Annotated in this window: 20 protein-coding genes; 10 read left to right on the top strand and 10 right to left on the bottom strand. The window is 63.5% G+C overall.

Annotated features, from left to right (window positions below):
* The first annotated feature begins 13 nt into the window (after positions 1-13).
* Positions 14-1,696, top strand: coding sequence for an energy-dependent translational throttle protein EttA (gene ettA / locus QMG83_RS10020; protein WP_283505217.1), 1,683 nt, complete (start codon positions 14-16; stop codon positions 1,694-1,696).
* A gap of 44 nt (positions 1,697-1,740) precedes the next feature.
* Positions 1,741-2,175 (top strand): acyl-CoA thioesterase, encoded by a 435-nt coding sequence (locus QMG83_RS10015; RefSeq protein WP_283505216.1) that lies wholly within the window; start codon positions 1,741-1,743, stop codon positions 2,173-2,175.
* A gap of 33 nt (positions 2,176-2,208) precedes the next feature.
* Here the strand turns inward: QMG83_RS10015 and QMG83_RS10010 are convergent, their stop codons facing one another.
* From QMG83_RS10010 to QMG83_RS09995, 4 genes are all read right to left on the bottom strand, one after another.
* Positions 2,209-3,081 (bottom strand): glycine betaine ABC transporter substrate-binding protein, encoded by an 873-nt coding sequence (locus QMG83_RS10010; RefSeq protein WP_283505215.1) that lies wholly within the window; start codon positions 3,079-3,081, stop codon positions 2,209-2,211.
* 121 nt (positions 3,082-3,202) lie between these two features.
* On the bottom strand, positions 3,203-4,165 hold the full coding sequence (locus QMG83_RS10005; RefSeq protein ID WP_283505214.1) for an ABC transporter permease: 963 nt from the start codon (positions 4,163-4,165) through the stop codon (positions 3,203-3,205).
* Positions 4,162-5,460: a quaternary amine ABC transporter ATP-binding protein gene (locus QMG83_RS10000; RefSeq protein WP_283505213.1), complete on the bottom strand. Its 1,299-nt coding sequence runs from the start codon at positions 5,458-5,460 to the stop codon at positions 4,162-4,164. Before QMG83_RS10000 ends, QMG83_RS10005 begins: the two co-directional genes overlap by 4 nt.
* Before the next feature lie 378 nt (positions 5,461-5,838).
* The gene (locus QMG83_RS09995; RefSeq protein WP_283505212.1) at positions 5,839-6,702 is read right to left on the bottom strand and encodes an acyl-CoA thioesterase; all 864 of its coding nucleotides are present in this window, start codon (positions 6,700-6,702) and stop codon (positions 5,839-5,841) included.
* A gap of 21 nt (positions 6,703-6,723) precedes the next feature.
* On the opposite strand from QMG83_RS09995, the gene QMG83_RS09990 reads away from it, so the two are divergent.
* From QMG83_RS09990 to QMG83_RS09970, 5 genes are all read left to right on the top strand, one after another.
* On the top strand, positions 6,724-7,404 hold the full coding sequence (locus QMG83_RS09990) for a DUF8185 domain-containing protein (protein ID WP_283505211.1): 681 nt from the start codon (positions 6,724-6,726) through the stop codon (positions 7,402-7,404).
* Positions 7,405-7,542: 138 nt separating this feature from the next.
* Positions 7,543-8,901 (top strand): extracellular solute-binding protein, encoded by a 1,359-nt coding sequence (locus tag QMG83_RS09985; protein WP_283505210.1) that lies wholly within the window; start codon positions 7,543-7,545, stop codon positions 8,899-8,901.
* A gap of 59 nt (positions 8,902-8,960) precedes the next feature.
* Positions 8,961-9,911: a carbohydrate ABC transporter permease gene (locus tag QMG83_RS09980; RefSeq protein WP_502949024.1), complete on the top strand. Its 951-nt coding sequence runs from the start codon at positions 8,961-8,963 to the stop codon at positions 9,909-9,911.
* Between the two features lie 4 nt (positions 9,912-9,915).
* Positions 9,916-10,812, top strand: coding sequence for a carbohydrate ABC transporter permease (locus QMG83_RS09975; protein ID WP_283505209.1), 897 nt, complete (start codon positions 9,916-9,918; stop codon positions 10,810-10,812).
* Between the two features lie 72 nt (positions 10,813-10,884).
* Entirely contained in the window at positions 10,885-13,884 is a 3,000-nt protein-coding gene (locus QMG83_RS09970) for an alpha-mannosidase (protein WP_283505208.1), read from the top strand.
* Between the two features lie 39 nt (positions 13,885-13,923).
* Here QMG83_RS09970 and QMG83_RS09965 read toward each other — a convergent pair whose 3' ends face one another.
* The 5 genes from QMG83_RS09965 to pepN all read right to left on the bottom strand — a co-directional run bounded on the left by QMG83_RS09965 (position 13,924) and on the right by pepN (position 22,566).
* Complete coding sequence (locus QMG83_RS09965; RefSeq protein ID WP_283505557.1) at positions 13,924-15,126, bottom strand: ROK family transcriptional regulator; 1,203 nt, start codon at positions 15,124-15,126, stop codon at positions 13,924-13,926.
* Between the two features lie 91 nt (positions 15,127-15,217).
* Positions 15,218-18,337, bottom strand: a complete 3,120-nt coding sequence (locus QMG83_RS09960) for a glycoside hydrolase family 38 N-terminal domain-containing protein (protein ID WP_283505207.1) — start codon at positions 18,335-18,337, stop codon at positions 15,218-15,220.
* 53 nt (positions 18,338-18,390) lie between these two features.
* Positions 18,391-18,795 carry a globin gene (locus QMG83_RS09955; protein WP_283505556.1) on the bottom strand — a complete coding sequence of 135 codons (405 nt, stop codon included), beginning with the start codon at positions 18,793-18,795 and terminating at the stop codon, positions 18,391-18,393.
* 35 nt (positions 18,796-18,830) lie between these two features.
* A complete protein-coding gene (locus QMG83_RS09950) occupies positions 18,831-19,898 on the bottom strand; it encodes a mechanosensitive ion channel family protein (RefSeq protein WP_283505206.1) in 1,068 nt (355 codons plus the stop codon).
* Between the two features lie 127 nt (positions 19,899-20,025).
* Entirely contained in the window at positions 20,026-22,566 is a 2,541-nt protein-coding gene (gene pepN / locus QMG83_RS09945; protein ID WP_283505205.1) for an aminopeptidase N, read from the bottom strand.
* Between the two features lie 83 nt (positions 22,567-22,649).
* On the opposite strand from pepN, the gene QMG83_RS09940 reads away from it, so the two are divergent.
* On the top strand, positions 22,650-23,270 hold the full coding sequence (locus tag QMG83_RS09940) for a mycothiol-dependent nitroreductase Rv2466c family protein (RefSeq protein WP_502949023.1): 621 nt from the start codon (positions 22,650-22,652) through the stop codon (positions 23,268-23,270).
* Between the two features lie 47 nt (positions 23,271-23,317).
* Positions 23,318-23,917 carry a hypothetical protein gene (locus QMG83_RS09935; RefSeq protein ID WP_283505204.1) on the top strand — a complete coding sequence of 200 codons (600 nt, stop codon included), beginning with the start codon at positions 23,318-23,320 and terminating at the stop codon, positions 23,915-23,917.
* Here QMG83_RS09935 and QMG83_RS09930 read toward each other — a convergent pair.
* Positions 23,870-24,547 carry a hypothetical protein gene (locus QMG83_RS09930; protein ID WP_283505203.1) on the bottom strand — a complete coding sequence of 226 codons (678 nt, stop codon included), beginning with the start codon at positions 24,545-24,547 and terminating at the stop codon, positions 23,870-23,872. The two genes, QMG83_RS09935 and QMG83_RS09930, sit on opposite strands and share 48 nt — an antisense overlap.
* A gap of 85 nt (positions 24,548-24,632) precedes the next feature.
* On the opposite strand from QMG83_RS09930, the gene QMG83_RS09925 reads away from it, so the two are divergent.
* The gene (locus QMG83_RS09925; RefSeq protein ID WP_283505202.1) at positions 24,633-25,610 is read left to right on the top strand and encodes a DUF2332 domain-containing protein; all 978 of its coding nucleotides are present in this window, start codon (positions 24,633-24,635) and stop codon (positions 25,608-25,610) included.
* Positions 25,611-25,639 lie beyond the last annotated feature (29 nt).

Below are 25,639 nucleotides of genomic sequence, written 5' to 3'. Positions count from 1 at the left end.
ATAGAATGGGGTCATGGCCGAATTTATTTATTCCATGGTGCGCGCCCGCAAGGCGGTCGGCGACAAGCTCATCCTCGACGACGTCACCATGTCATTTCTTCCCGGTGCGAAGATCGGGGTGGTCGGCCCCAACGGCGCGGGCAAGTCCACGATTCTGAAGATCATGGCGGGCCTCGACACCCCCAGCAACGGCGAGGCGCGGTTGAGCCCGGGCTTCAGCGTGGGCATCCTGATGCAGGAGCCAGAGCTGGACGAGACGAAGACGGTGCTCGAAAACGTGCAGGACGGCGTACGGGCGATCAAGGACAAGGTCGACCGTCATTCGGCCATTGGCCTGGAAATGGCCGAGCCGGACGCTGACTTCGACGCGCTGCTCGCCGAGATGGGCTCCCTGCAAGAAGAGATCGACGCCGCTGACGCGTGGGATCTCGACTCGCAGCTCGAGCAAGCGATGGATGCACTTCGCACGCCCCCCGGCGACTCGCCCGTCGACAAGCTTTCCGGTGGTGAGAAGCGCCGCGTTGCGCTGACCAAACTGCTGCTGCAGAAACCAGACCTGCTGCTGCTTGACGAGCCCACCAACCACCTCGACGCCGAGAGTGTGTTGTGGCTCGAGCAGCACCTTGCGCAGTACCACGGAGCGGTCCTCGCGGTCACTCACGATAGGTACTTCCTCGACCACGTTGCCGAGTGGATCGCCGAAGTCGACCGCGGCCACCTGTATCCCTACGAAGGCAACTACTCGACCTACCTCGAAAAGAAGGGTGCTCGTCTCGAGGTGCAGGGCAAGAAGGATGCGAAGCTCGCCAAGCGCCTCTCGTCCGAACTCGAATGGGTGCGCAGCAATGCGAAGGGCCGTCAGGTCAAGTCGAAGGCACGTCTCGCGCGCTACGAAGAGATGGCCAGTGAGGCGGAGAAGACCAGAAAGCTCGATTTCGAAGAGCTGGTCATCCCTGTCGGCCCGCGGCTCGGTGCCCAGGTTATCGATGCGAAGAAACTCAAGAAGGGATTCGGTGAGCGCGTCCTCATCGACAACCTGAGCTTCACGCTTCCCAGAAACGGCATCGTCGGAGTCATCGGCCCGAACGGCGTCGGTAAGACGACGATGTTCAAGACCATCACGGGTCTTGAGCCCCTCGACGGTGGTGACCTGAAGATCGGCGAGACTGTCGATATTTCCTACGTCGACCAGGACCGTGGCGGCATCGACCCGAACAAGACCCTGTGGGAGGTCGTCTCCGACGGCCAGGACTACATCCAGGTCGGCAAGACCGAGATCCCGTCACGTGGCTATGTGTCGCAGTTCGGGTTCAAGGGCCCGGATCAGCAAAAGAAGGCCGGGGTGCTCTCCGGTGGTGAGCGCAACCGTCTGAACCTCGCGCTGACGCTCAAGCAGGGCGGAAACCTCCTCCTGCTCGACGAACCGACCAACGACCTCGACGTCGAGACTCTCGGATCCCTCGAGAACGCTCTGCTTGAGTTCCCCGGTTGCGCTGTGGTCATCACTCACGATCGGTGGTTCCTCGACCGAATTGCCACGCACATCCTCGCCTACGAGGGAACCGAGGACGATCCGGCGAACTGGTACTGGTTTGAGGGGAACTTCGAGTCGTACGAAGAGAACAAGATCGAGCGACTCGGCCCGGATGCGGCCAAACCGCACCGCAGCGCGTACCGCAAGCTCACCAGGGACTAATCATCGCCAGGGTCAGCGTTCCGATCGCCCTCCGGTGGGGCGATATGGACGCCTATGGGCACATCAACAATGTCGTGATCCTGCGACTTGTCGAAGAGGCTCGGGTGCGCGTGATCTGGCGCAGCGAGGATCCGGCAGAGAACCTGCCGACAGCAGTGCTCGATCCTGCGGTCGGAGTGGTGATGACGGTCGTTGCGCGGCTGGAGACCGAGTACCTTGCTCAGATGCCGTACTCACGGGCTCCGGCTGAGCTCGAAGTGTGGTTTGGGGCTATCGGCGGTGCAAGTTTCGACATGTGCTACGAGGTGTACTCACCCATAGGAGTCGAGCCGCGCGTGCTGTACGCACGGTGTGTGGTGACGATGGTCACGGTGACGGCAGCAGATGGGCGTCCCACCAGACTGCCTGACACGTGCCGCGACGCGTGGGCCGACTACACCGAGGATCCCGTGATATTCACGAGGCGATCCAGGGCGTAGCGGCCGCACGCGTCGGTGGCTACGTGGTGAAGCCTAGGAAGTCAGGCCGTCGACGTAGTCCTGGTTCTCGGAGATCCACTTCGCCACGATCGGCTCGAAGTCGGTGCCCTCGTACTCGTTGTACATGACGTTCTCGAGCGAGTAAAGCAGCTCGGAGCTCATCGTGAAGTTTGAGAACCATTCTGTGAGCTCGGGGTAGTCGCCCTCGAAGCCATCGCGAGACAGGGTGTGCAATGACTCCTGGTCGCCCAGAGTTCCCTCAGGGTCGGTGAGGTCCTTCAGGGGGAAGGCGTCGTATGCCCAGTGTGGACGCCACAGGGTGACGGCAACGTTCTCGCCCGCGGCCAATGCAGCCTTGAGCTCTCCGAGCATGGCCGGAGTGGACGAGGTCTGGAAGTCAAACGAATCCAGGCCGTAGGCGGGGATGGTGCGGTCGGCGACGGCCTCTGTCAGGCCGGCACCGGGCTCAATGCCCACGATCCGGTTGTCGAAGAGGTCTCCGTTGTCGGCGAGCTCTTCGAGTGAATCGATCGGTGCATCCTCGTTCACGGCGACGGTCAGTACAGCCTCGTCGTTCCAGGCACCGAGGTCACCAATGCTGTCGCCATATTCCTCCATGAGCGACTGGTGGGTGATCGGCAGCCAGCCGTCAAGCGTGATGTCGTAGTCGCCGGTGCTGAGCGCTGAGAAGACGGGGAGCACGTCGGCATACTCGAGCTCGACGTTGTAACCCTTTTCCTCAAGGATCGTCTTCCAGAGAATCGAGACCGCTTCGCCCTCTGGCCAGCCGTTGAAGACTCCGATGCTGAGGTCTTTGCTGTCCGCGCCGCTGGCGTTGTCGCCGGCAGGGGTGGATGCGCACGCGGTGAGTGCGAGGAGCGCCGTGGCGCCGATGGCCGTAGCCATTTTGAGCTGTTTCTTCATGATTGTTGTCCTGTTCTGCTCGCCAAAAGGGCGCGAGCGTAGATGACATGAGGTGCATGCACATGGTGTTGCATGGTTCTCGTGTGCCGACGGCACGCGAGAATTACTGGCGAGCTGAGGAACTAAGCTCTGCGGGCGCGGCGGTGGCCGCGGCATCCGCTGGGGTGGAAGGAGCGGCCGTTGCCGTGGCGCTCCGGGATTGCGGCTTCATCGAGTTGAGCAGGAATCCGAGGAATCCCGTTCCCCTGCCAAACGATGCGGTGAGGCGGTCCAGGAAGATGGCCAACACGACAACCGACAGCCCGGCTTCGAAACCGAGCGAAACGTCGCCGCGACTGAGGCTCCGGATGACCGGCTGCCCGAGGCCATTCGCTCCCACCATGGACGCGATAACGACCATGGACAGCGACAGCATGATGACCTGGTTGATTCCGGCCATGATCGACGGCAGGGCCAGCGGAAGCTGCACCTGACGCATGATGCGGAACGGCGATGCGCCGAAAGCGTGTCCCGCCTCCACGATCTCCGAATCAACACCGCGAATGCCGAGCTCGGTGAGTCGCACCCCAGGGGCAATCGCAAAGACGACTGTCGCAACGATTCCGGGAACGTCGCCGATCCTGAACAGGATGAGCGCCGGGATCAGATAGACGAACGCCGGCATGGTCTGCAGGAAGTCCAGGACGGGCTTGAGGATCGTCGACACCGTACGGTTGCTAGCCGCGAGGATCCCGAGCGGCACGCTGATGAGCACTGCCACGAGGGCCGCCACCAGCACTAGCGCGAGGGTATCCATGGCGTTATCCCACTGGTCGACACCGAGGATGATTCCGAAGCCAAGCACAGTTCCTACGGCGAAAACCCAACCACGTGCGGCAAAGGCGATGGCCGCGAAGATGATCAGCAGAACCCAGAACGGAGGCGATGTGAGAAGGAGGTTCACACTGTCGTGTGCACCACTGATGATGAATCGGATGGCGTCGAAGAACCAGCCGAAAGTCGCGGTGACGTAGTCGATGCCATCTTCGACCCACTGGCCGAGGGGGAGGCGGAAGAAGTCGTTCATCGGGTTCCTCCTGTCATGGACATTGTCTCGTCGGCAACGCGCAGGGCAGCGGTAATCGCTGCCGGTTCGACCGTGGGCGGAGGGTCAAGCACCGGGGTTTCCGCGGTATCAGTGCTCACGTTGCCCAGGGCGGCGAGCAGCGTGACGCGGGGGATCACTCCCACCAGCCGCTGGCGCTCATCGATCACGGCGAGAGGCAGTGTGCTCTCGACGGACGGCACGAAGAGCTCGGAAAGGGAGGTTGTCGAATCGACAGCGGCGTAGTCGTCGCTGATGATCGAGGCGAGATCGGAGTTGCCGGTGCGCACGAGTTTCATGGCTTCACCGTCCCGAACGACGCCCTGGAGTTTGCGGTCACGGCCGAGCACGAACGCGGCAGAGGTCTGCAGGTCGCGCATCGTCTTGAGGGCGGCGCGTGGTCCTGCCGTTGCCAGAACTGTCGATCGCGCTGGCTCCATGACGCTCGCCGCGGTGAGCACGCGAGCGCGATCCACATCCTGCACGAACTGCTCGACGTAGTCGTTGGCCGGATCGGTCAGGATCTCTTCCGGCGTTCCCACCTGCACGACGCGTCCATCGCGCATGACCGCGATGCGGTCACCGATGAACATGGCCTCGTTGAGGTCGTGGGTGATGAAGATGATGGTCTTGCCGAGGTCATGCTGCAATTCGAGAAGCTGCTGCTGCATTTCGCGGCGGATGAGCGGATCGAGTGCGCTGAACGCCTCATCCATGAGAAGCACGTCGGTGTCGGCAGTGAGCGCTCGGGCGAGACCCACACGCTGCTGCATACCGCCGGACAGCTCTGATGGCATGCGATCGGCCCAGCCCGCGAGCCCGACCAGCTCGACGGTGCGGCCCGCACGCTCGAGGCGCTCGGCGCGCGGAACGCCCTGCACTTCAAGGGCGTAAGCCACGTTATCGAGCACGGTGCGGTGCGGGAAGAGAGCGAAGTGCTGGAACACCATGGAGACGCTTGTGCGTCGCACGGACCTCAGCTGCTTGGGTGAGATACCCGTCACGGCGTTGCCGTTGATCGTTACACTGCCGGCTGTCGAATCCAACAGGCCGTTGAGCATGCGGATGAGGGTCGACTTTCCTGACCCGGAGAGGCCCATAACGACGAAGATCTCGCCCTTCTTGACCTCGAAGCTGGCGTCGATAACTGCGGCGGTGCCGAGCTCGGCGATGTCTGTTCTACTTGCCCCTGCGCGCAGCTTCTGCACGGCTTCCTGGGGGCGGCGACCGAAGACCTTGTAAAGGTTCTTGGCGCGGACGGCAATGTTGTCGGTCACGTTCTCCTGGAGGCACGCGCAGCGCGCTGCTTCTTCGGTTGACGGTCCGGGTCGGGCACGCGATGTCGCGGCGTGACTGCAGTAGGCAGCCTCCGGCGGTGGAATCCGTCATGGGACGGTTCGGCGTGCATCGACCGTACGACCAAAGCTGTTCTAAGCGTCGTGGTCGCGGCCTGCTGGATGGTTCAAGCCCGCGGCAGATCTGGATGATCCGCCCTGCTGGGCCTTTATCAACGGTAGCCGGGATCGAGGCTCCCGTCGACCACCGCGCATCATATGGGAGCTTTTTGCGGGTGTTCCGGGCCTTCGGATCGGTACCACAGCGGTATATCGTGGCCGATAGGACGTTATAGCTTTGTTAGCTAATGGGCCGTCGTCTCACGGCACTCTGACCATGATCTCCTGGGCCACGCTGGCCAGAAGCACTCCGGCACGGTTGTAAATTCGTCCCTGAGAAAGTCCTCGCCCGCCGACCGCGTTGGGGGATTCCTGCACGTACAGGTTCCACTCGTCGACCCGCCCGAAGCGGTGCAGCCACATTGCGTGATCGAGGCTGGCAACCTTGAGACCGGGGGTGACCCAGGGCAGGCCGTGACGTCGAATTACCGACTCCTGAATCGTGTAGTCGCTGGCGTAGACGAGTGCCGCCCTGTGGAGGTTCTCGTCGTCTGGCATGGGGGAGACAGTCTTGAGCCACACGGCTTGGTGAGCGACGTGATGGCCTTCGACGGTCAGGTAAATGGGTGCAGGGACGTGACGAATATCGAAAGGCCGGTCAGAGCCCCAGGCCCTGGCGGCGGGGTGGTCGATGTCTTTCAACACATGAGCGGCGGTGGGCAGGGAGTCTGGGTCGGGGATGTCATCGGGCATGTCGACCTGGTGATCGAGCCCGACATCCGGGTCCTGAAAGGAGGCGATCATAGACAGGATGGGTTTTCCGTCCTGATATGCCTGCGTCCGCCGAGTCGAGAACGATCGGCCGTCGTGAATTCGGTCAACAGAGAACGTAATCGGTCGATCAAGACTGCCGGGTCGAAGGAAGTAGCCGTGCATCGAGTGCGCGGCGCGCTCATCGGGCAGAGTGCGTTGCGCGGCGATGAGCGACTGTGCAAGCACCTGGCCACCGAAGACTCGACCGTGCGGCTGCCACTGACTGCCACCCGTGAAGATGTCTTCGCTTGTGCGTGCCCCCGTGTCGGTCAGGTCCAGTGCAGAAAGTAGTCCGGCCAGTGGGTCGCTCATGCCCTGTAGTTTAGAAGACCTATGAGCAGATCTTTCACCCTCACCGACTCCCTTGCGCTGGGGGATCTGCACGTGTTTCTTGGCAGGGCAATGCGCGTCGACGATGGCTCTGTGCGCCTCATTGCCGGGTCGGGAGTGCTGGCGGTCTACGTCTCTGTGCTGCACCCTGCGGGTCTTCTGGACGAGAGCCCAACCGTGCTCGGACTTCGAACATTTGCTGTCGCCGCGGACGACACGTTTGATGCGGTGGTCCCTGTGCGGTCATTGTTGATGCGGGTAGAGGGGCAGATCGAGGCGGCGAACGCCAGCCCGGATGATCGGGTAACCATCACGCTGCCCATGGAAGTGAACACTGTGACGTGGGCGGCGATTTCTCCGCCGCGCGGTGGGTGGCAGAGCATCCAGTCGACAGACGCCGCCGTCCTCGAGGCGGCGGCCCGCGCTGGCATCGATGAGATCGCCGAAGCCATCCCGACGGGAACGGGGGAGCAGATCGTGCAGCGGGTGCGAACCGAGATCTGGGGGCGGTCCATCGACGATCTCGATTTTGTTCCAGCGGGCGCAGCTTTCGCCGCTTTCAGCCTGGGGTTCCTCAGCGACGGCGACTCCGTGTCGATCTACGAGACAGGTCCCTGGACTCGACTGACCACACGCGGTGGCCACGTCCTGGTCAAGCGGCGCGCCTGGAGTCTTTCGCGCTAAAGCGTCCTCTGAGTCACACCTTCGTAACGGTTCGTCGGTGGAGCCTCGCTATGCCCGGTTCGCGCTAGGGAATGTATATCCATTCGATGTACTATTACGAGAGCACCCTGTGATGCATCTATGGAGCAAAGGAGCACCATGAAAAAGAGAGTAGTCTCAGCAATTTCCGTGGCAGCAATGGCGGCACTTGTGCTCGGCGCATGTTCGGCTGGGGGTGAGTCCAGCGACAAGACGATCAAGGTCGTCTACGAAAAGACCGATTCCTTCACTGCGCTCGACACGCTCTTCACGAGCGTGAAGGCGGAGTTCGAAAAGGCAAACCCAGGCGTCACCGTCGAGTTGCAGCCGATCGCTGCTGACGACAACGATTACAAAACGAAGCTCGCACTCTCGCAGCGTTCCGCGGACACCGCACCTGATGTCTTCTACGAAGACACCTCGAATGTGCGTTCTGACGCTGAGGCCGGATACCTGTTGAACCTCGACGAGTACGTCGCCGGCTGGGATGACTGGTCGCAGTTCAATGACGGCGCGAAACTCGCCGGCGTTGGCGATGACGGGAGTATCTACTCGGTCTCGCTCGGCACTGATACGCGCGTGATTTGGTACAACAAGAACGTGCTTGAGGCAGCAGGGGTCAGCACGCCGTGGCAGCCAGAATCCTGGGCTGACATCCTGGATGTTGCTCGGAAGATCAAGGCAACGCAGCCGGGCGTCGTGCCGTTCAACCTGTATGCGGGAACCGGCACCGGCGAAGGCACGGTGATGCAGGGCTTCTGGGAGCTGCTTTACGGAACAGACCTCGGGGCTGACTCTCTCTATGACAGCGAATCCCAGAAATGGGTGGTTGGATCCCAGGGATTCATCGACTCGCTCGAATTCCTGAAGACGCTCTACGACGAGGGGCTGGCGGTCACTCCAGCAGAGGCACTCGACGGCAACGTGTGGAAGAGCGTTTTCGGCGAGCTCTTCCCGAAGGACATGCTCGGCGCGACCGTGGAAGGCTCGTACACCCCGTCGTTCTGGGTCAAGGGTGGTTCCTATGAGTGGGCCGACTACGACAAGGTCATGGGCACTGCGCTGTTCCCGACACAGGATGGGCAGGCTCCCGGTGGAGTCAGCATGTCGGGTGGATGGACGCTGGCGGTAGGCGCCAAGTCAAAGAACCCCGATCTGGCGTTCGAGTTTCTGACGATGGCACTGAGCTTCGAGAATGCCCTCGCATACGACAACGAGAATGCCCAGATTGCCGTCCGCGATGATGTCGCCGCCGATCCCTCATATGTGGCTGCCAACCCGTTCGTGCAGGCGGTGACGGACGCGGTGTCCGTGACGCACTTCCGCCCGGCAACGAGCGACTACGCACAGATCTCGACGGCGGCACAGGAAGCAACTGAGGCGGTGATTACCGGCCAGGCGAGTCCCAAGGACGCCGCCGCAGCGTATGACGCAGCGGTGGAGGGCGTCGTCGGAGCCGACAAGATAACCAAGAAGTAGCCGTTTCCCTGGCCGGACGATGAGGCAAGGCACAACATGACGAAGGAACCTGAGCGTCTATGACAACCGAAACCGTGTCGCCCGTCTCGATGGCACCGCGCCGGAGGGGGAAGGAGCCGAACGGCTCCCGACCCCTCCGGGGCTGGGGCACCCAGCTCGTCCGAAAAATCCCACTAATTCCGGCCATCGCACTGATGGCAGTGTTTCTGCTGGGGCCGATCATCTGGTCGTTTTACGGGTCGCTCACGAACGCTGCGCTCACCGGCCCCCACGCCGTCAACGTCGATTTCATCGGCCTGGATAATTACCGAAAGCTGTTCGCCGACCCGACCTTCCCGTTGTCGGTGGGATTGACGGTCATCTTCGTCCTCGGGTCGGCGGTGATCTCGCAAACGGTGCTCGGTCTCGGCCTCGCACTGATCATGGAAAAGGCGAACAAGTTTCTCAGCGGCCTCGTCGGAACGATCGTTGTCACGGCCTGGGTGCTTCCGGAGATCGTTGCCGCGTTCGTGAGCTACGCCTATTTTAGTAAAGACGGAACTTTAAACCAGCTGTTGGCCGGCATCGGGATTCCGGCCATCAATTGGCTCTACACGTACCCGATGGTCGCGGTGTGCCTCGCGAACGTGTGGCGCGGCACGGCATTCTCGATGTTGATCTATCAGGCGGCGTTGAACGACGTGCCACCGGAGATCACCGAAGCCGCCAAGATCGACGGTGCCGGCGGCCTGAAACGGCTCCGGTATGTCACGATCCCGATGATCAAACGCACCATCAACACGACACTCATGCTCGTGACCCTGTCGACTCTGTCTGTCTTCACGCTCATCTACGTCATGACATCGGGAGGTCCAGGCAATCTCTCCACCACCCTGCCGATCCTTGCGTACAAGGAGGCCTTCAAATTCAGCGATATCGGATACGGCACAGCCATTGCGACCGTGATGCTGCTCGTTGGGGCCGTGTTCTCCATCGTCTACATTCGTGCCCTCCGTCCGGAAAAGGACTGATCCCATGACGTCAACCGCAACCGTTTCGCAGGCCGTGGCCGGTGTGTCAGGAACACGAACTCCGATCTCCGTCGCCTCGCCGCGCAAATCAGTGTCAAAGCTGCTCGCCAACATCGTGCTGGTGATCGTGGGAGCGTGTTTCCTGCTGCCGCTGAGCTGGCTCATCCTTGGTTCGCTGGATACCGGCGCGACCTACCAGACCCAGATACCGCAGGCGTTCTCGCTCGACAACTACGTGGCGGTACTCAGCCCAGAGCTCACCTTCATCCCGTTGCTGAACAGCCTGCTGCTCTCCACGGGCGCGGCGGTCGTCACAGTGATCGCCGCCCTTCTTGCCGCATACCCGTTGTCGAGATACCAGTCGCGATTCAATAAGCCCTTCATGTACGGAGTGCTCTTCGGCACGAGCCTTCCGATCACGGCGATCATGGTGCCGGTGTACAGCCTCTTCGTGCAGTTGAACCTGCTCGACTCCCTGCCGGGCACCATCTTCTTCCTGGCGTCGTCGTCGCTTCCCATGGCGATCTGGATGACCAAGAACTTCATGGACTCTGTGCCCATCAGTCTCGAGGAGGCGGCATGGATGGATGGCGCATCGTCGATGCGCGCCCTGCGCTCCGTCGTCATTCCACTCATGCGTCCAGGTATCGCCGTGGTGGGGATCTTCGTGTTCCTGCAGGCGTGGGGAAACTTCTTCGTGCCATTCATCTTGCTGCTGTCACCGGACAAGCAGCCCGCCGCGGTGTCGATCTACAGCTTCTTCGGGCAGTACGGCGCGATCGCCTACGGGCAGCTCGCAGCATTCTCGGTGCTGTATTCGATCCCCGTCATCGTGCTGTACGTCATCGTCTCGCGCGGAATCGGCGGGTCATTCGCACTCGCCGGCTCGGTCAAGGGGTAGCGACGCAGATCGGCGAGCCCTCACAACTTCCAGCACAACGGCCGAACTCTCGGCCTGACACAAGGACGGTCCATGCACGACAAATCAGCCCTCATCGAGGCAAGAATCGAGCGCTTCGTTCGCGAACGCATCACTCCTGCCATGTACCGCGAAACCGCTCAGGTGGACATAGCGACCTGGGATGTTCCGGATGAGCCAGTGCCCTTCGCGCACGCGCGCGAGGCCACATACCGCCCCTTCGCCGTGGGAGAGCAGTGGGGTGCGCCCTGGGGCACCACGTGGCTGCACGTGACGGGCGAGATCCCTGCGAGCTGGGACCAGAAGGGTACGCGCCCCGAGCTCGTCGTCAACCTCAGTTTCAGCACGGCCACCCCGGGCTTTCAGGCCGAGGCCATCGCCTATTCACCGAATGGCGACATCATCAAGTCGCTCGAGCCACTAAACACCTACGTGCCCCTGGGTGCGGCTGGCACTGCAGTCGACCTCTTCCTTGAGGCGGCCGCGAATCCCAACGTCGCCGGCAACTTCACGTTCGCTCCCACGGCGCACGGCGACAAGGCGACAGCGGGAAAAGATCCGCTCTACCGCCTGCGCCGACTCGAACTGGGGCTGCTCGACGTCGAGGTGTGGGAGCTGCTTCAGGATGTGTGGAGCCTCGGTGGTCTCATGCGCACCCTGCCAGCGACCCTGCCTCGCCGTGCGGAGATCATGTACGCGCTCGACCGAATGGTCGACGCAATCGACCCAGACGATATCGCGGGGACTGCAGGGGCCGGTCGTGCTGAGCTTGCCGGGGTTCTCGCCCAGCCCGCGTACGCCAGCGCGCACCAGCTTGCCGCTGTGGGCCACGCCCACATCGACAGCGCATGGCTTTGGCCGGTGCGAGAGACCGTGCGCAAGGTCGCCAGAACCTTTTCCAACGTGCTCGCGCTCATGGAAGAGGACCCCGATTTCGTGTTCGCGGCATCCTCTGCCCAGCAGTACCTGTGGCTGAAGGAGCACTACCCAGCCCTGTTCGAGCGCGTGAAGGCACAGGCGCACGCCGGCCGGTTCGTGCCGGTCGGTGGCATGTGGGTCGAGTCAGACACCAACATGCCGGGCGGCGAGGCGCTCGCGCGCCAGTTCATCCATGGAAAACGGTTCTTCATGGAGGAATTCGGGATCGAGCCTCTCGAGGTGTGGCTCCCGGACTCCTTCGGCTATTCGGCCGCGCTCCCACAGATCGTCGCGGCGGCAGGATCGAAATGGTTCCTGACCCAGAAAATCTCCTGGAACGAGACGAACCGGATGCCGCATCACACGTTCCTGTGGGAGGGAATCGACGGCACTCGCATCTTCACCCATTTCCCGCCCGTCGATACCTACATGTCGGAACTTTCGGCCTCCGAGCTCGCGCTTGCTCAGTCCCAATACGCCGAGAAGGGCATGGCGAAGACCTCGCTCGTTCCGTTCGGCTGGGGCGACGGCGGAGGCGGACCCACGCGTGAGATGCTCGCCGCCGCCGCGCGAACCAAAGACCTCGAGGGGTCGCCGCAGGTGACCCTGTCGAGCCCCCGCCAGTTCTTCGAGAAGGCCGAAGCGGAATACTCACACCCGCCAGTGTGGACCGGAGAGATGTACCTCGAGCTGCACCGCGGCACATACACGTCGCAGGCGAACACCAAACTGGGCAACCGCAGGAGCGAGCATTTGCTGCGCGAGGCCGAGCTGTGGGCCACTACAGCATCCGTGCTCGGTGATGACGAGTATCCATACGCTGCGCTCGAAACCGCATGGCGCACTGTGCTCCTGCAGCAATTCCACGACATCCTGCCCGGATCATCCATTGCCTGGGTGCATCAGGAAGCGGAGCGCCAGTACGCCGAGGTCGCAGAGACACTGAATGGGCTGATCGGCGCGTCACTCTCGTCGATCGCAGGAGCGGGCGACGTCGAGTTCGCTTTCAACGCTGGCCCGTTCCCGCTCGATGGTGTTCCCGCGCTGGGCGGCGCTTCGGCCACTGCGACTGTCGCGTGCGAGTCCAGACGTGACGGCGACGATGTCGTTCTCGAGAACACTCTGGTTCGCGTCCGTGTCGATTCACGGGGGGTGATCGTGTCGCTCTTTGACATCGTCGCCGGGCGCGAACTGGTGCCTGCCGGTGCCGCAGCCAACGTGCTTCAGCTCTTCCGGGATCTGCCCAACCAGTGGGACGCCTGGGACATCGATGAGAGCTACAAGCAGGATGGCCAGGATCTTCTTGATGTCGTGAGTGTCACGAGCCAGGGCGACGCTGTTCGGGTCGAACGGGAATTCGGGACCTCGCGAGTGGTGCAACTCATCACGCTCAGCGCGACGACGGCGTCGGTTGACATCACCACCACCGTGGACTGGCACGAGCGTGAGAAGCTGCTCAAGCTGTCGTTCCCTCTCGATGTCCACGCGGATCGCGCCGCATCCGAGATCCAGTTCGGCCACCTCTATCGCCCCACCCATGCCAACACGTCGTGGGACTCGGCTCGATTCGAGACTGTTGCGCATCGTTGGGTGCAGGTCGGCGAGCCCGGCTACGGGGTCTCCGTCGCGAACGATTCCATCTACGGTCACGACATCCGTCGTTCAGAGATGGCTGATGGAGCGACGGCAACCGTGGTGCGCCTCTCGTTGCTGAGGGCGCCTCTCTTCCCGGATCCCGAGTGCGATCAGGGCGTGCACACGTTCGTCGTGTCGATCCGCGCGGGGGCAGGAATCCCCGAAGCTGTGGAGGAGGGGTACCGTCTGAACCTGCCGCTGCGGACGATCCGCGGCTCGGGTGCTCCAGCTCCGCTCATCGCGGTGGACAAACCAGGCGTCGTCGTTGAAGCGGTGAAGCTTGCCGACGACCGATCCGGTGACGTCATCGTGCGGCTGTATGAGGCACATGGGTCGCGAACCTCGACGACTCTGTCGACAGAATTCGGATGGACGTCGGTGACGGAAACGGACCTTCTCGAGCGTGCGATCGACCAGAGTGCGGTGAGCTCAAACACCGAGTCGACGGTGTCACTGTCACTCCGGCCGTTCCAGCTAGTGACCCTACGTTTCTCGCGGTAGGCCTGCTGATCGCGGGTGGCGTCGGCCGGATTGCCGGCGTTACCCCGAGAGAAGCAGCGCCTCAGGGTGTGGGGTCAGAGTGTGGTTCAGGATGAGGCATGCGGCACCGATGGCCGCGACATCCTCGCCCAGCTCGCTGCCGGTGACGGTGATGCGATGGATGCTGCGCGTGACACGGGCCTCCTCGAGCAACTCGGGCACCCGGCGAAGATAGAGCTCGCTGAGACGCTTCCAGAACGGACCGCCGAAGACGATGCGATCGACGTCCAGCACATTCGCCACCACGGCCACGGCCCGGGAGATGCGCACGGCTGAGCGTTCGATGATCTCGAGTGCGACGGCGTTTCCGTCTGCCGCGGCGTTGCACAGCTCGGTGAAACGTGCGTCGATCGTGTGGGTATCGCTACCCATCGAGGTGTCATCCAGCACGCCCAGAAGTTCGGCCTCCTGCACGAGAGACTGTGGAAGGCACGACACGGCGATGCAGCCACGGAGACCACAGAAGCAGGGCGGCCCAGCAGGGTCGGTCACGATGTGTCCGATCTCGCCCGCGTTGTTGGAGCTTCCGCGCACCACTTCGTCATGGACGACGAGCCCTGCACCGATGCCGGTTCCCATGTAGAAGAAGATGAAGCTTCCGACGCCGTTGAACCCGCCTGCCCACATCTCGGCGATAGCGGCGGCGGTGACATCCTTGTCGAGGAAGGCAGGAAGACCGGTCGCCTCGGCGAGCGCGTCGCGAAGCGGAACACGGTGCCACCCGATGAGCTGCGGGGGATCGATGACGGTGCCCTTGTCCCGATCGATCGGCCCGGGAGCCGCGATTCCCAGTCCACCGATCTTGTCGCGTGGCACGCCGGAACGGTCGATGATCTTGTTCAGGGATGAGCTGATCTGAGAGATTATTTTCTCGGGATTGGTGACGGTGGGCGTTCTCCTGCGTTCGCGAGCAACCACTGAGCCCGTCAGGTCGAGCATGACGATGGTGATGAAGGTCGGATCGAGGTGAACTCCGAGCGCGTAACGGCCTTCCGGGTTGAGCCGCAGCATCGTGCGAGGCTTTCCCGGCCCGGTGCTCTCCCGTCCAGCCTCGACGATGAGTTCGGTGTCGAGCAGTCTGCGGCAGATGTTCGAAATTGTCTGGGGCGCGAGTCCGGTGGATTTGGACAGCTCGACGCGGCTGAGCCCGGTGGGCGCCCTGCGGATCGCGTCGAGGATGACGGACTGGTTGAAGTCGCCCATCGCGGGCAGGTTCGTGCCCCTGCGGCCCACTGGGTCTTTCTTGTCCACGGTCGTGCCTTTCCGATGCATCTGTCAGAACACTAGTGGTTGTCTATGCGCCGGTCTCCAGCAGGAGGGTGCGCACCTGAAAGGCGCCGAACTGCAGGAAAGCTTCACCGTCGGGGGAGTCGACCGGATCGGTGCGCTCCCCCAGGAGATCGCTCGCCCAGACGCGGCGACGGCCAAGGCCGGACAGTGTCGCGCCACACGGGCGACCGGTGGTTTCCGCCAGTCGGATCAGTGTGCCAGCTGCCGTCTGAAGCATTCCGGCGATGACAACTCCGGAATCACCTTCGAGACGAGGGAGGGTGATGTCTGCGGCAGTTCCGCCGGGTCCGGCCGAGACGTGTACGGGCTGATTGAGCCCCGCGCCGAGCCCGACGACATCGACCTCACGCCACCCGGCCAGATGGGGCATGACCCTGAAGCTGCTGGTGGTGACGTGGCCTACTTCGCTTGTCGGGTCTGGATCGTAAGCGCTTCGCACGAGGGGTACGCGCATGCGTGGGCCCAGCGCCTCGACTCCGTATTTCGAGTCGTTGGCCACAGCCAGACCACCGTCGGCCGACCCAAGGTCGGCCCAGCGCAGCATGGGACGCAGGTAGCCGTCCGGCCGCGATCTCGCCGCAGCAAATGGCGACTCAGTCCACAGCTCGGTGGCAGGGATGCGGCTGCCGAACGACACCGAGAGTCCGGGCACTCCGAACTCCGCCCCGCCCGGCTCTTCCCAATGCACTTCGACGTCAAAGCCGATCCACGGAACACCCTCTGTGAACGTGGTGCGCACGATCGCACGGGATGCGCCGAAACTGTGCCCGGTCTCCAGCACCGCGCGCACAGGCCCGACCTCGACCACCGTGGTGGTCGCACCCGACATGAGGGTGCGCTCGCTGTCGGCCCGGTCGGTGACCCACGATGACATCTCGTGCGGCAGTTCGTGGGTGACGACGAGGGCTCCGAGGCCCAGATCATGGCGGTGCTGTCGGATGCTTTCCGGGCTGAGCACCTCACCGCGACCGACGAGCAACTCGCCGGTAGCCACGTCGACCAGGGACACGACGATTCCGGATGCCCCATCCACTCGTGCTCGCCACGTCGACGTCGTGACGGAGAACCCGCCAGCGACCTCATCGACCCGCACCGGAGCGAGAGAGCTGACCTCCCCGCCAAGCTCGACGGCCAGGGTTTCGAAAGCTCCCAGCTCCGCGAGAACCACGAGTCCGCCATCCGCGGTGCGCTGGGCGGGAAGCTCAGCCCCGCCGCTCGTCGCGGAGGTGGCGTCGCCCGCGAGGCCGGCGGGGATCTCGACGACCTCGACTCGCGGCGAGCCCAGCGCATTGGTGAGTGCGATCTGATCCTCGGCGATGCCCGACGCGAGCACGGCGATCGAGTCAGCGGAGAGTCGAGCTGCGACGCTGGCAGTGGCGTCGGCATCCACGGACTGGTCGAGATAGGCGCCCGCGACCGCTGATCCGCCCAGAATGTCGTGAAACTGGTGATGCAGCACGGTGCGCCAGGCGGCATCCAGTTCAGTCCCCGCCGCAAGCCCGGCCAGGGCGGCGAGCGTCTCTGCCGACGTCAGCAGATTCTCGCTGGTGCGATTCATCTGCTTGGCCCCGGACTGGCTGACGTAGCATCCCTCAAACACGTGATCGGATTCGCCGTGGTGCTCCGGCAGCGCCGCTCCGCTGGCGAGTAGCTGCGTCGCATACTCAGACATGGTGGAGCAGCCGACGGAGGGAAAGCCGGTGGATTCATTCAACAACCTGATGGTGTCCAGGTCGGCGCGGGTGGGTCCGCCGCCGTGATCTCCGACCCCATAGAAGTAGCAGATGTCGTGGATGCCGTTGCGTCGACCGAGGTTGATCAGGTCGGCGGCGAGTCGGCTCGCGGTGACCGGGCCAAGGTAGATCGGTGTGCTCACGCTGAGAAGCCGGGTGCCGTCGTCGCCGATCCACCAGTAAGCAGGCCAGTGCGCTCCGCCGGTGGGAAAGCCGGGATTTGCGCGGTGGTGGTAGTAGACGCTGGCTCCTGCCTGGACCGCCAATTGGGGGAGATTTCCGCTCTGGCCGAAGGTATCTGGGGCGAGCAGCACGGAGGGGGAGGTGCCGAGCCGGTCGCGCGAGTACTGCACCCCCTCCATGAGCTGCCTGGCCTGCGCAGGCCCGCTCGGGAGGTGCACGTCGGATTCCACCCATTGGAGCGTGGCCGGCTCGAGTCTTCCCTCGGCGATGCGCCGCACCGCACGCTCGAAGAGGTCGGGGCGGGAGTGTTCGAGCTCGGCGTACGCCCGGGATTGCGAGTGTGTGAACCGGAATTCGGGGTAATCGTCGAAGAGCGCGAGCACGCTCTCGAAGTCGCGGGCGATGACCTCGCGGGTGTCTTCGTACGTCCACAGCCAGGCCAGGTCGATGTGCGAATGGCCGATGCAATGAACGCGGTACTCAGCGAGCGATTCGTCGAGCCACGTCAATCCTGCGAATGCCTTTCCCAGCGTCGAATCGTCGCCGAGCAGCGACTGGAGCGAAGCCGAATCTGCGTGCGCGGCATCGAGTGGAATCGCCTGTGCGGCGGCACGCACGGAGTCCCGCTGGTCGTCGGTGGCCGCGAACTCGTGGGCAAGCATGAGTCGTGCGACGGCGAGGTCATACAGCCGCCAGCGTGCACGCAGCGACGGGGTCGTGAACTGCACGGTGAGGGCGGTTCTGCCCCACTCGCCGCCGAGCGCGACCGGGCTCGGGAGAACGCGAAGCGTGAGTTGCCCGTTGTCGCCGGGGATGATCTCGTCGACCAGTGTGATGAGCGCGGGGCCGGCAGCTACGACGGGGAGCGCATCTCCAAAGACCCTCCGGTCGTCGACGAAGATATCGATGGGTCGAAGCGAGTTGATGGTGAGCTCAAGTGGCTCTCCTGACAGGGGGACCCCGCTCACCGTCTCCGGCAGGTCGAGCCGGACGGTGAGTTCGACGCCGTGGTGAGCTTCCACCTCGAACCTGGAGAAGACTCCAACCTGCCTCAGATGGATGTTTTCGATGCCGAGCCGCGCTGGCGATTCGGTCCCGTCGCTGGATCGGGAGGACCAGTCGCGGGGAGTCCAGCCTCCTTCCGCAACACGTGCAGCCTCCCTCAGGTTGGCAAGCGTGCGATCCACATCCGTGTCAGCAGTGACCATTTATCCATTCTATGGCGTAACTCCGCCGAGTCACGATGCCGACTGCTGCGCGACTACTCGTCGAAAGTGTTGACCATCGCCTGTGCCGCCCGGTCCAGGTATGCCCATAATGTCGCGTCATGAAGCGGTGACAGCTCAAGACTGTCGACGGCGACGCGCATGTGCGAGAGCCACCGGTCACGCGCATCCGGATTCACTCTGAAGGGCATGTGCCGCTGGCGCAACCGTGGGTGGCCGCGCTCGTCGCTGTAGGTCGTCGGTCCGCCCCAGTACTGCTCGAGAAAGCCGGTCAAGCGCTGGATCGCTCCCTCGAGATCTGGCTGCTCCGGATACATCGGCAGCAGCACCTCGTCGGTAGCGATGCCCTCGTAAAATTTGCGCACGAGTTTTTCGAACGTCGGCCGACCGCCGACCTGCTCCCAGAAGTTGCCCTGCACCGATTCCCCACCGACACTCATGCGCAGTCTCACGGGGCTCGGCTGACGTTCGTCGCTCACTCTGGGCCCCCATCGGTCGGATTTTTCGTGCGAGTCGTAGGTTTCGATCCTGAATCCCCGAGAGAGGTGTCCCTCGACTGCACCGCCACGGGCTTCGTCTTGGGGGGCCGGGCGCCATGCACGCTCGCGGCATTTTCGGCCCCGGACAGCACCATCGTGTTGAGGGCAGGGAGACGCACGCCCATGTCGTCGAGCGCGGACTTGAGGCGCGCCCTGAGCTCGCGGGCAACATCATCCTTCGAGGCTGACGCGGTTTTGACGACGATCCGAAGCACGACAGCCTCGGCGGAAATCGACTCGATTCCCCAGATCTCGGGCTTCTCGAGAATGCGTGACTGCCACTTGCCGCTGTCGGCCATGCTGCTCGCGGTCTGCAGGATCCGATCCTGAACGGCCTCGACATCGACCTCATACGGCACGGCGAGGTCGATGATCACCCGGGCCCAACCCTGCGACTTGTTTCCCACCCGCAGGATTTCTCCGTTGCGCACGAACCAGAGAGTTCCGTTGACGTCGCGAACCTGGGTGATCCTGATGCCCACATTCTCGACCACGCCAGTGGCGGGCCCGAGGTCGACCACATCGCCCACACCGAGCTGGTCCTCCGCGACCATGAACAGCCCGCTCAGCACATCCTTGACGATGTTTTGCGCGCCGAAGCCGAGGCCAGCGCCCAGGGCCGCGGTGATCAGTGCGAACGCAGAAGTGGCTCCGGGGTAGACGGTATTGAAGATCACCAGAACGCCCATGATGACGATCACGGCCGTCACAAGGTTGCCGAGCACGCTGCCGAGCGTTCGGGTGCGCTGCACTACCCGCACCGCCGCCAGTGGTGACATCAGCAGGGCCTGGGTGTCGTCGAAATTCTGGCGCCGCTTCGCTCCGTTGATGATCCGGCGAACGACCCGGCGGATGACGAAATGCAGCACCCATCGCACGATGAGCGAGCCGACTATGACGAAAAAGATCGTGAAGAAGTGCCAGTCCGTGTCGAAGGCGACGAGATTCTGCAGGATTTCGTCCCACGGGGTGGGCGTCCCGGGGGGTTCTGTCGTCTGGTACATAGCCGCTCAATACTAGCGACGCGAGCTTGGGTGCATCCCGAGCGGAACGGCAGACCCGCGCGAACCGCGGCAAAGTGCGATTCCGGCAAGCGGAACCAACACAATGCCGCGGTTCGCGGCGGTTTCGTCAGACTGCGTCGCGCTTCTGCGCCTCGATGGCCCGCTCGACCCCGGCGAGGTTCTCGATGAGCATGCGGCGAAGGGCCGGCACTCCGGGGTTTGCCGCGAGCCAGGCTTTCGTGGCATCCACCAGGGCGATGGATGCCAGCGGCGCCGGGTACAGCCCCATGATGATGTACTCCGCGATCTTGTACGAGCGGTTTTCCCAGATGTCATTCACCGCGGCGAAGTACGGCTCGACCAGGGATTCGAGTGACGACGGGTCATTGACGTGCTGGTAGCCCATCGTCACCATGCGCACGATCGCGTTCGGCAGGGAGTCGTCGGCAACGAGTGAGTCGAATGCCGCTCGCTTACCGTCTGCGGTGGGGAGGGTGGCGCGGGCCCTGGCTGCGGCCTGAGCACCGTTCGAGGTGTTGTCCTTCTCCAGCGCGGCGTCGATCGCCGAACCGTCGGCAGCGCCGTTGAGCACAAGCCCCTCGAGGATCTCCCAGCGCAGGTCGGTGTCGATCTCGAGACCATCGAGTGCGACGGAGCCGTCGAGCAATCCCGCCAGTGCCGCGACATGCTCGTCGGTGGACGCGATGTTGGCAAAGAACTTCACGAACTGGAACTGCGAGTCAGAGGCGGCCGGGGCATCCAGCGCCAGCGTCCAGAGGGCGTCTCCGACAGCCGAGATGGTGCTCACCCGCGTTTCGGGAGTCACGTAGAAACGCGCCACCGACACCAGCTGGCTGAGGGTGGTGCGAATTGTCGTTGACTCGGTTTCGCTGCCGATGTTGTTCAGCACGAGGTGCACGTAGTCACGTGCGGCGCTCTCCGCGTCGCGGGCGGCATCCCAGGCCGCGCCCCACACGATCGAGCGGGCAAGCGGGTCGCTGATGTCAGCGAGGTGCTCCATCGCGACCGCAAGTGACTTCTCGTCGAGGCGGATCTTCGCGTACGCCAGGTCTTCGTCGTTGACCAGAATGAGGTCGGGGCGGCCCTGGCCGACGAGAGCTGGCACATCCGTCCGCTCGCCGTCGACGTCGATCTCAATGCGGTGGTCGCGGGTGAGCTTGCCAGCGTTGAGGTTGTAGAAGCCGATCGCGAGGCGGTGAGGGCGGATGGTCGGGTAGTCGGCTGCGGCCTCCTGCAGCACGGCGAACGACGTGATCGTGCCGTCAGCGGTGGTCGTGATCTCGGGTCGCAGAGTGTTGACCCCGGCGGTTTCGAGCCACAGTTTCGTCCACTCGCTGAGGTCGCGACCGCTGGTCTTCTCGAGTTCGACCATCAGATCGCTGAGCTCGGTGTTGCCGAACTCGTGCTTGGCGAAGTAGTGGCTCACGCCGAGCATGAACTCGGGAAGCCCGACCCACGCGACGAGCTGCTTGATGACCGACCCACCCTTGGCGTAGGTGATGCCGTCGAAGTTGACCTGCACATCTTCGAGATCGTTGATGGTCGCAACGACCGGGTGAGTGGATGGCAGCTGGTCCTGCTTGTATGCCCAGCTCTTCTCCATCGCCTGGAAGGTGGTCCAGGCTTCGGTCCACTCGGTCGCCTCGGCGGTGGCGAGGGTCGATGCCCACTCCGCGAAGCTCTCGTTGAGCCACAGGTCGTTCCACCACTTCATGGTCACGAGGTCGCCGAACCACATGTGGGCGAGTTCGTGGAGGATCGTGACAACGCGACGTTCCTTGATGGCATCCGTCACCTTGGAGCGGAAGATGTAGGTCTCGGTGAAGGTGACCACTCCGGCGTTCTCCATGGCTCCGGCGTTGAACTCCGGCACGAAGAGCTGGTCGTACTTCTCGAAGGGGTACGGGTATGCAAAGTGCTTCTCATAGAACTCGAAGCCCTGCTTCGTCTTCTCGAAGATGTAATCGGAGTCGAGGTACTGGCTCAGCGACTTGCGGGCGAAGATACCGAGCGGGATCACTCTGCCGTCGCTCGAGGTGAGCTCGTCGTGCACAGACACGTATGGCCCGGCGACGACTGCGGTGACGTAGCTCGAGAGGATTCCGGTGGGCGGGAACACCCAGGTCGCAGAGTCGCCATCGATGGCGGGTTCGGGGGCGGGGGAGTTGCTGACGACCACCCAGGCGGCCGGCGCGGTCACGGTGAACTGGAAGGTGGCCTTGAGGTCGGGCTGCTCGAACACGGCAAACACCCGTCGGCTGTCTGGCACCTCGAACTGCGAGTAGAGGTAGACCTCTCCATCGACGGGGTCGACGAAGCGGTGCAGACCCTCACCGGTGTTCGTGTACGCGGCATCGGCGACGACATCCAGCACATTCTCGGCCTTGAGATTGTCGAGCTGGATGCGCACACCATCGCTCACGACGGCGGGGTCGAGCTCGGTGCCGTTGAGGGTCACGGAGTGCACGGTCGACGTGATCGCATCGATGAACGTCGAGGCGCCATCGTCCGCGGCAAAGACCACGCGGGTGGTCGAGCGGAAAATCTCGGGACCCGAGGTGAGATCGAGTGAGATCTCGTAGCTCGATACCGACACGAGAGCCTTTCGCTCTTGTGCTTCGATGCGGGTGAGGTTGTCTCCAGGCACTGGCGCTCCTTGTGTTTCGGGTGCGGCTCGTGACCGCACCGAACCAGCTTAGGCATTCAGGTGGGCAGAGCTAGTGTGGACGGGTGACTGATACCGCCGAGACCCGTACCGCCGTCGACTTTTGGTTCGACCCGAGTTGCCCGTGGGCATGGATGACCAGCCGGTGGGTGGATGAGGTTGCACGTCAGCGGCCCCTCGACGTGACCTGGCACATCATGAGCCTTGCGGTGCTGAATGAAGACAACGAGGTAAGCGACGATTACCGTGCAGCCCTGTCTCGGGCGCTGAAATACACCCGGCTTGTTACCGCCGCAGTGCAGTTGCACGGAGCCGACATCATCAAGCCGCTGTATGACGCACTGGGTGCGCAGATCCACCTCGGTGGCAGCAAAGACCCCGACGCAGTGATCCCGGCGGCCCTTGCCGCGGCGGGCCTGCCGGCCGAACTCGCCAGCCGTGCCGACAGCGATGACTACGACGCCCAGATGAGGGAGTCGCACTTCGACGGCATTTCCCGGGTGGGTCAGGATGTCGGAACCCCCGTCATCGCCGTGAACGGCGTTGCCTTTTTCGGTCCCGTCATTTCCCCGGCGCCGCGCGGCCAGGAGGCGCTCAACCTGTGGGACGGCGTGGTTGCCGTCGCGTCATACGACGGCTTCTTCGAAATCAAGCGCTCCCGAACGCGCGAACCCATCTTCGATTAAGGTCGACGGCCGGGCGTGGCGCCCACGGTTCGCGAGAGAATAGATCAATGCGGTGGTTTCGTCGGCGTAGCTCGGTTGAGCTCGGCACCTATGTGGCGCCCAAGCCGACCGATCCGCCGCCCGTGGAGCGAATCGTCGACGACGGCGTGCTCATCGCCGAGTCACTGATCGTCATGACGCTGCGCAACCACATGATCGTCGATGCCCTGCGCGACAAGCGTGACTTCGATGCTGAGGCTCTTGCTGGCCTGGCAACCCGGGAGCTCGATGCCCTCGCCGACAACGAGTGGGAGACGGCCGAGCGGCTGATGATGCAGCGTGAGAACGTCGTCGTGGATGGCGCCTGGTTGGATGATCCGGACGCGCTCAGCGACAATCGTCGGGAGAGTCGCAGGCGCGAGGCCGTGCACAGGGCCATGTCTGCCGCGTTCGCGTCTCGAGCAGTGAACCGCGACATCCTCCTCGGCCTGGTGGAGCGCGCACGAGCCGAAGCCTGGGACGAGGTTGCGGTGGTACTGCTCGATCGCACCATCGAAGACCCGGTGCGTGATCGTGATTACGACGCGCAGCGTAACGAGCGGTTGGGGGCTTTTCTCGCGCTAGACCTCAGCGAACTGGCCGCGGAGCGCGGCGTTTCCCTGCTCTGACCCCGATGAGACCGCGGCTGGGCCGTGCACGAGCCGCTCCGCGACGTCGATCACGCTGACCAGTAGCTGGTTGAGACGGGAGTCGGCATCGCTCACGCAGGCGAGGGCTATTCCCACCACCGCGGTGTGCGCCATCATCAGCGCGGTGTGGGTGGTGAATTGCCGGGATGGGGCGGATGACCGGAACTTTCGGCCCCAGCGCTCTGCATCGGGAGCGGACAGGAACGCGTCTGTGGCAAGTGACGTGAGCTCAGGCGAATCGACCGAATCGAGCGCGATGAGCAAGCCGACCGCGAGGGCACGTTGCCGTTCGAGGCTGGCGATGGGCAACGCGGCGGCAGCGGCGTGCATGGCGATGCTGACGGCGATCAGGGGATCGTCGCCGTTGAGGCCCACCACGCGATGGATGTGCTGGGTGAGGTTGGCGCGCGTGGCATCCGTCGACATGTCATTGACGTCGCGGGCAACCTCGGCAAGCACAGGGTGCGTGCACGCCGGATGGTCGCTCCACTTCTCGCCCGCCAGATAGGAGGCGAATTCCATGAAGCAGGCGCCCCGCTTCGGGTTTCGGTGACGGCCAGCCGACAGGATCGGCATGACGAGTTCTGGTGCGGAACGTGAGCTTCTCATGGTGCTCTCCCTATGCGCAGTTTCCCTTTATCAATTGTGCTCCCGATGCTGGCCGGATTGCCAGAGGTAGATGCACAATCAAGGGATGGAACCCGTTGACGATCCGGGGCCGACGACAGCCCAGCGGTACCGGACATTCGCCGAAATCGAGGCTGCGACGTCAGCCACGTATGCCGAGTGGGCGATGGGAGTCGCGGGCGATTCGCTCCTGATTGAGCTGATCGACGAACTGCCGGTGCCGAAGCGGCAGGTGAACCTGGTGTTTGCGGCAGCGCGGGCGGCAGGCGCCGCTGTCGGCGGGTATCCGGAGTTCCGGGAGTGGATGCTCGACCACTGGCCCGCGGTGCGCCGCATCGCCCGTGCGCGCTCGACCCAGACGAACGAGGCCGCGCGCTGCGCGGTGATCCTGCCGCTGCTGGCCGCCCTGCCGCAGCCCATCGCACTCATCGAAGTGGGGGCGTCGGCGGGACTCTGCCTCTACCCGGACCGATACAGCTATCGCTACGGTGATCGCGAGCTCCATCCGGTGGACGGACCGAGCGAGGTGTTGCTCGCTCCGAAGGTCACCGGGAACGTGCCTGTGCCAGACCGGATGCCGACGATTACGTGGCGGGCCGGCATCGACATCAACCCTCTCGACGTCAACGACCCCGACGACATGGCCTGGCTGGAAGCCCTCGTGTGGCCCGAGCACGACGAGCGACGGCGGAGGCTGAGCTCCGCGATTTCTCTCGCGCAACAGGATCCGCCGAGGATTGTGCGATCCGACGCCGTCGCCGGGGTGCGGGCGCTCGCCGACGAAGCGCCGGAGGACGCAACGCTGGTCATCTTTCACAGCGCCGTTCTGGCGTACTTCTCGACGGAGGAGCGCGAGACTTTCGCGCGGCTGATGGCCGAACTGCCGGGGCACTGGATCTCCAACGAGGGCCAGTCGATCACTCCACTCGTGCAGGAACGTCTTTCCCGCCAGCCGCGCGACCCATCCCTTTTTGTCGTCGCCCTCGACGGAAATCCGGTCGCCTTCGCGGGTGGACACGGCCAGAGTCTGGAATGGATCGACTGATGGCGGGCCGAGCCTCTGGTGATCCATAA

This window comes from Salinibacterium sp. G-O1 (genome assembly GCF_030063305.1).
Classification (GTDB): Bacteria; Actinomycetota; Actinomycetes; order Actinomycetales; family Microbacteriaceae; genus Rhodoglobus.
Note: the sequence above shows the minus strand (reverse complement) of the source record. Positions and strands in the feature narration are given on the sequence as shown.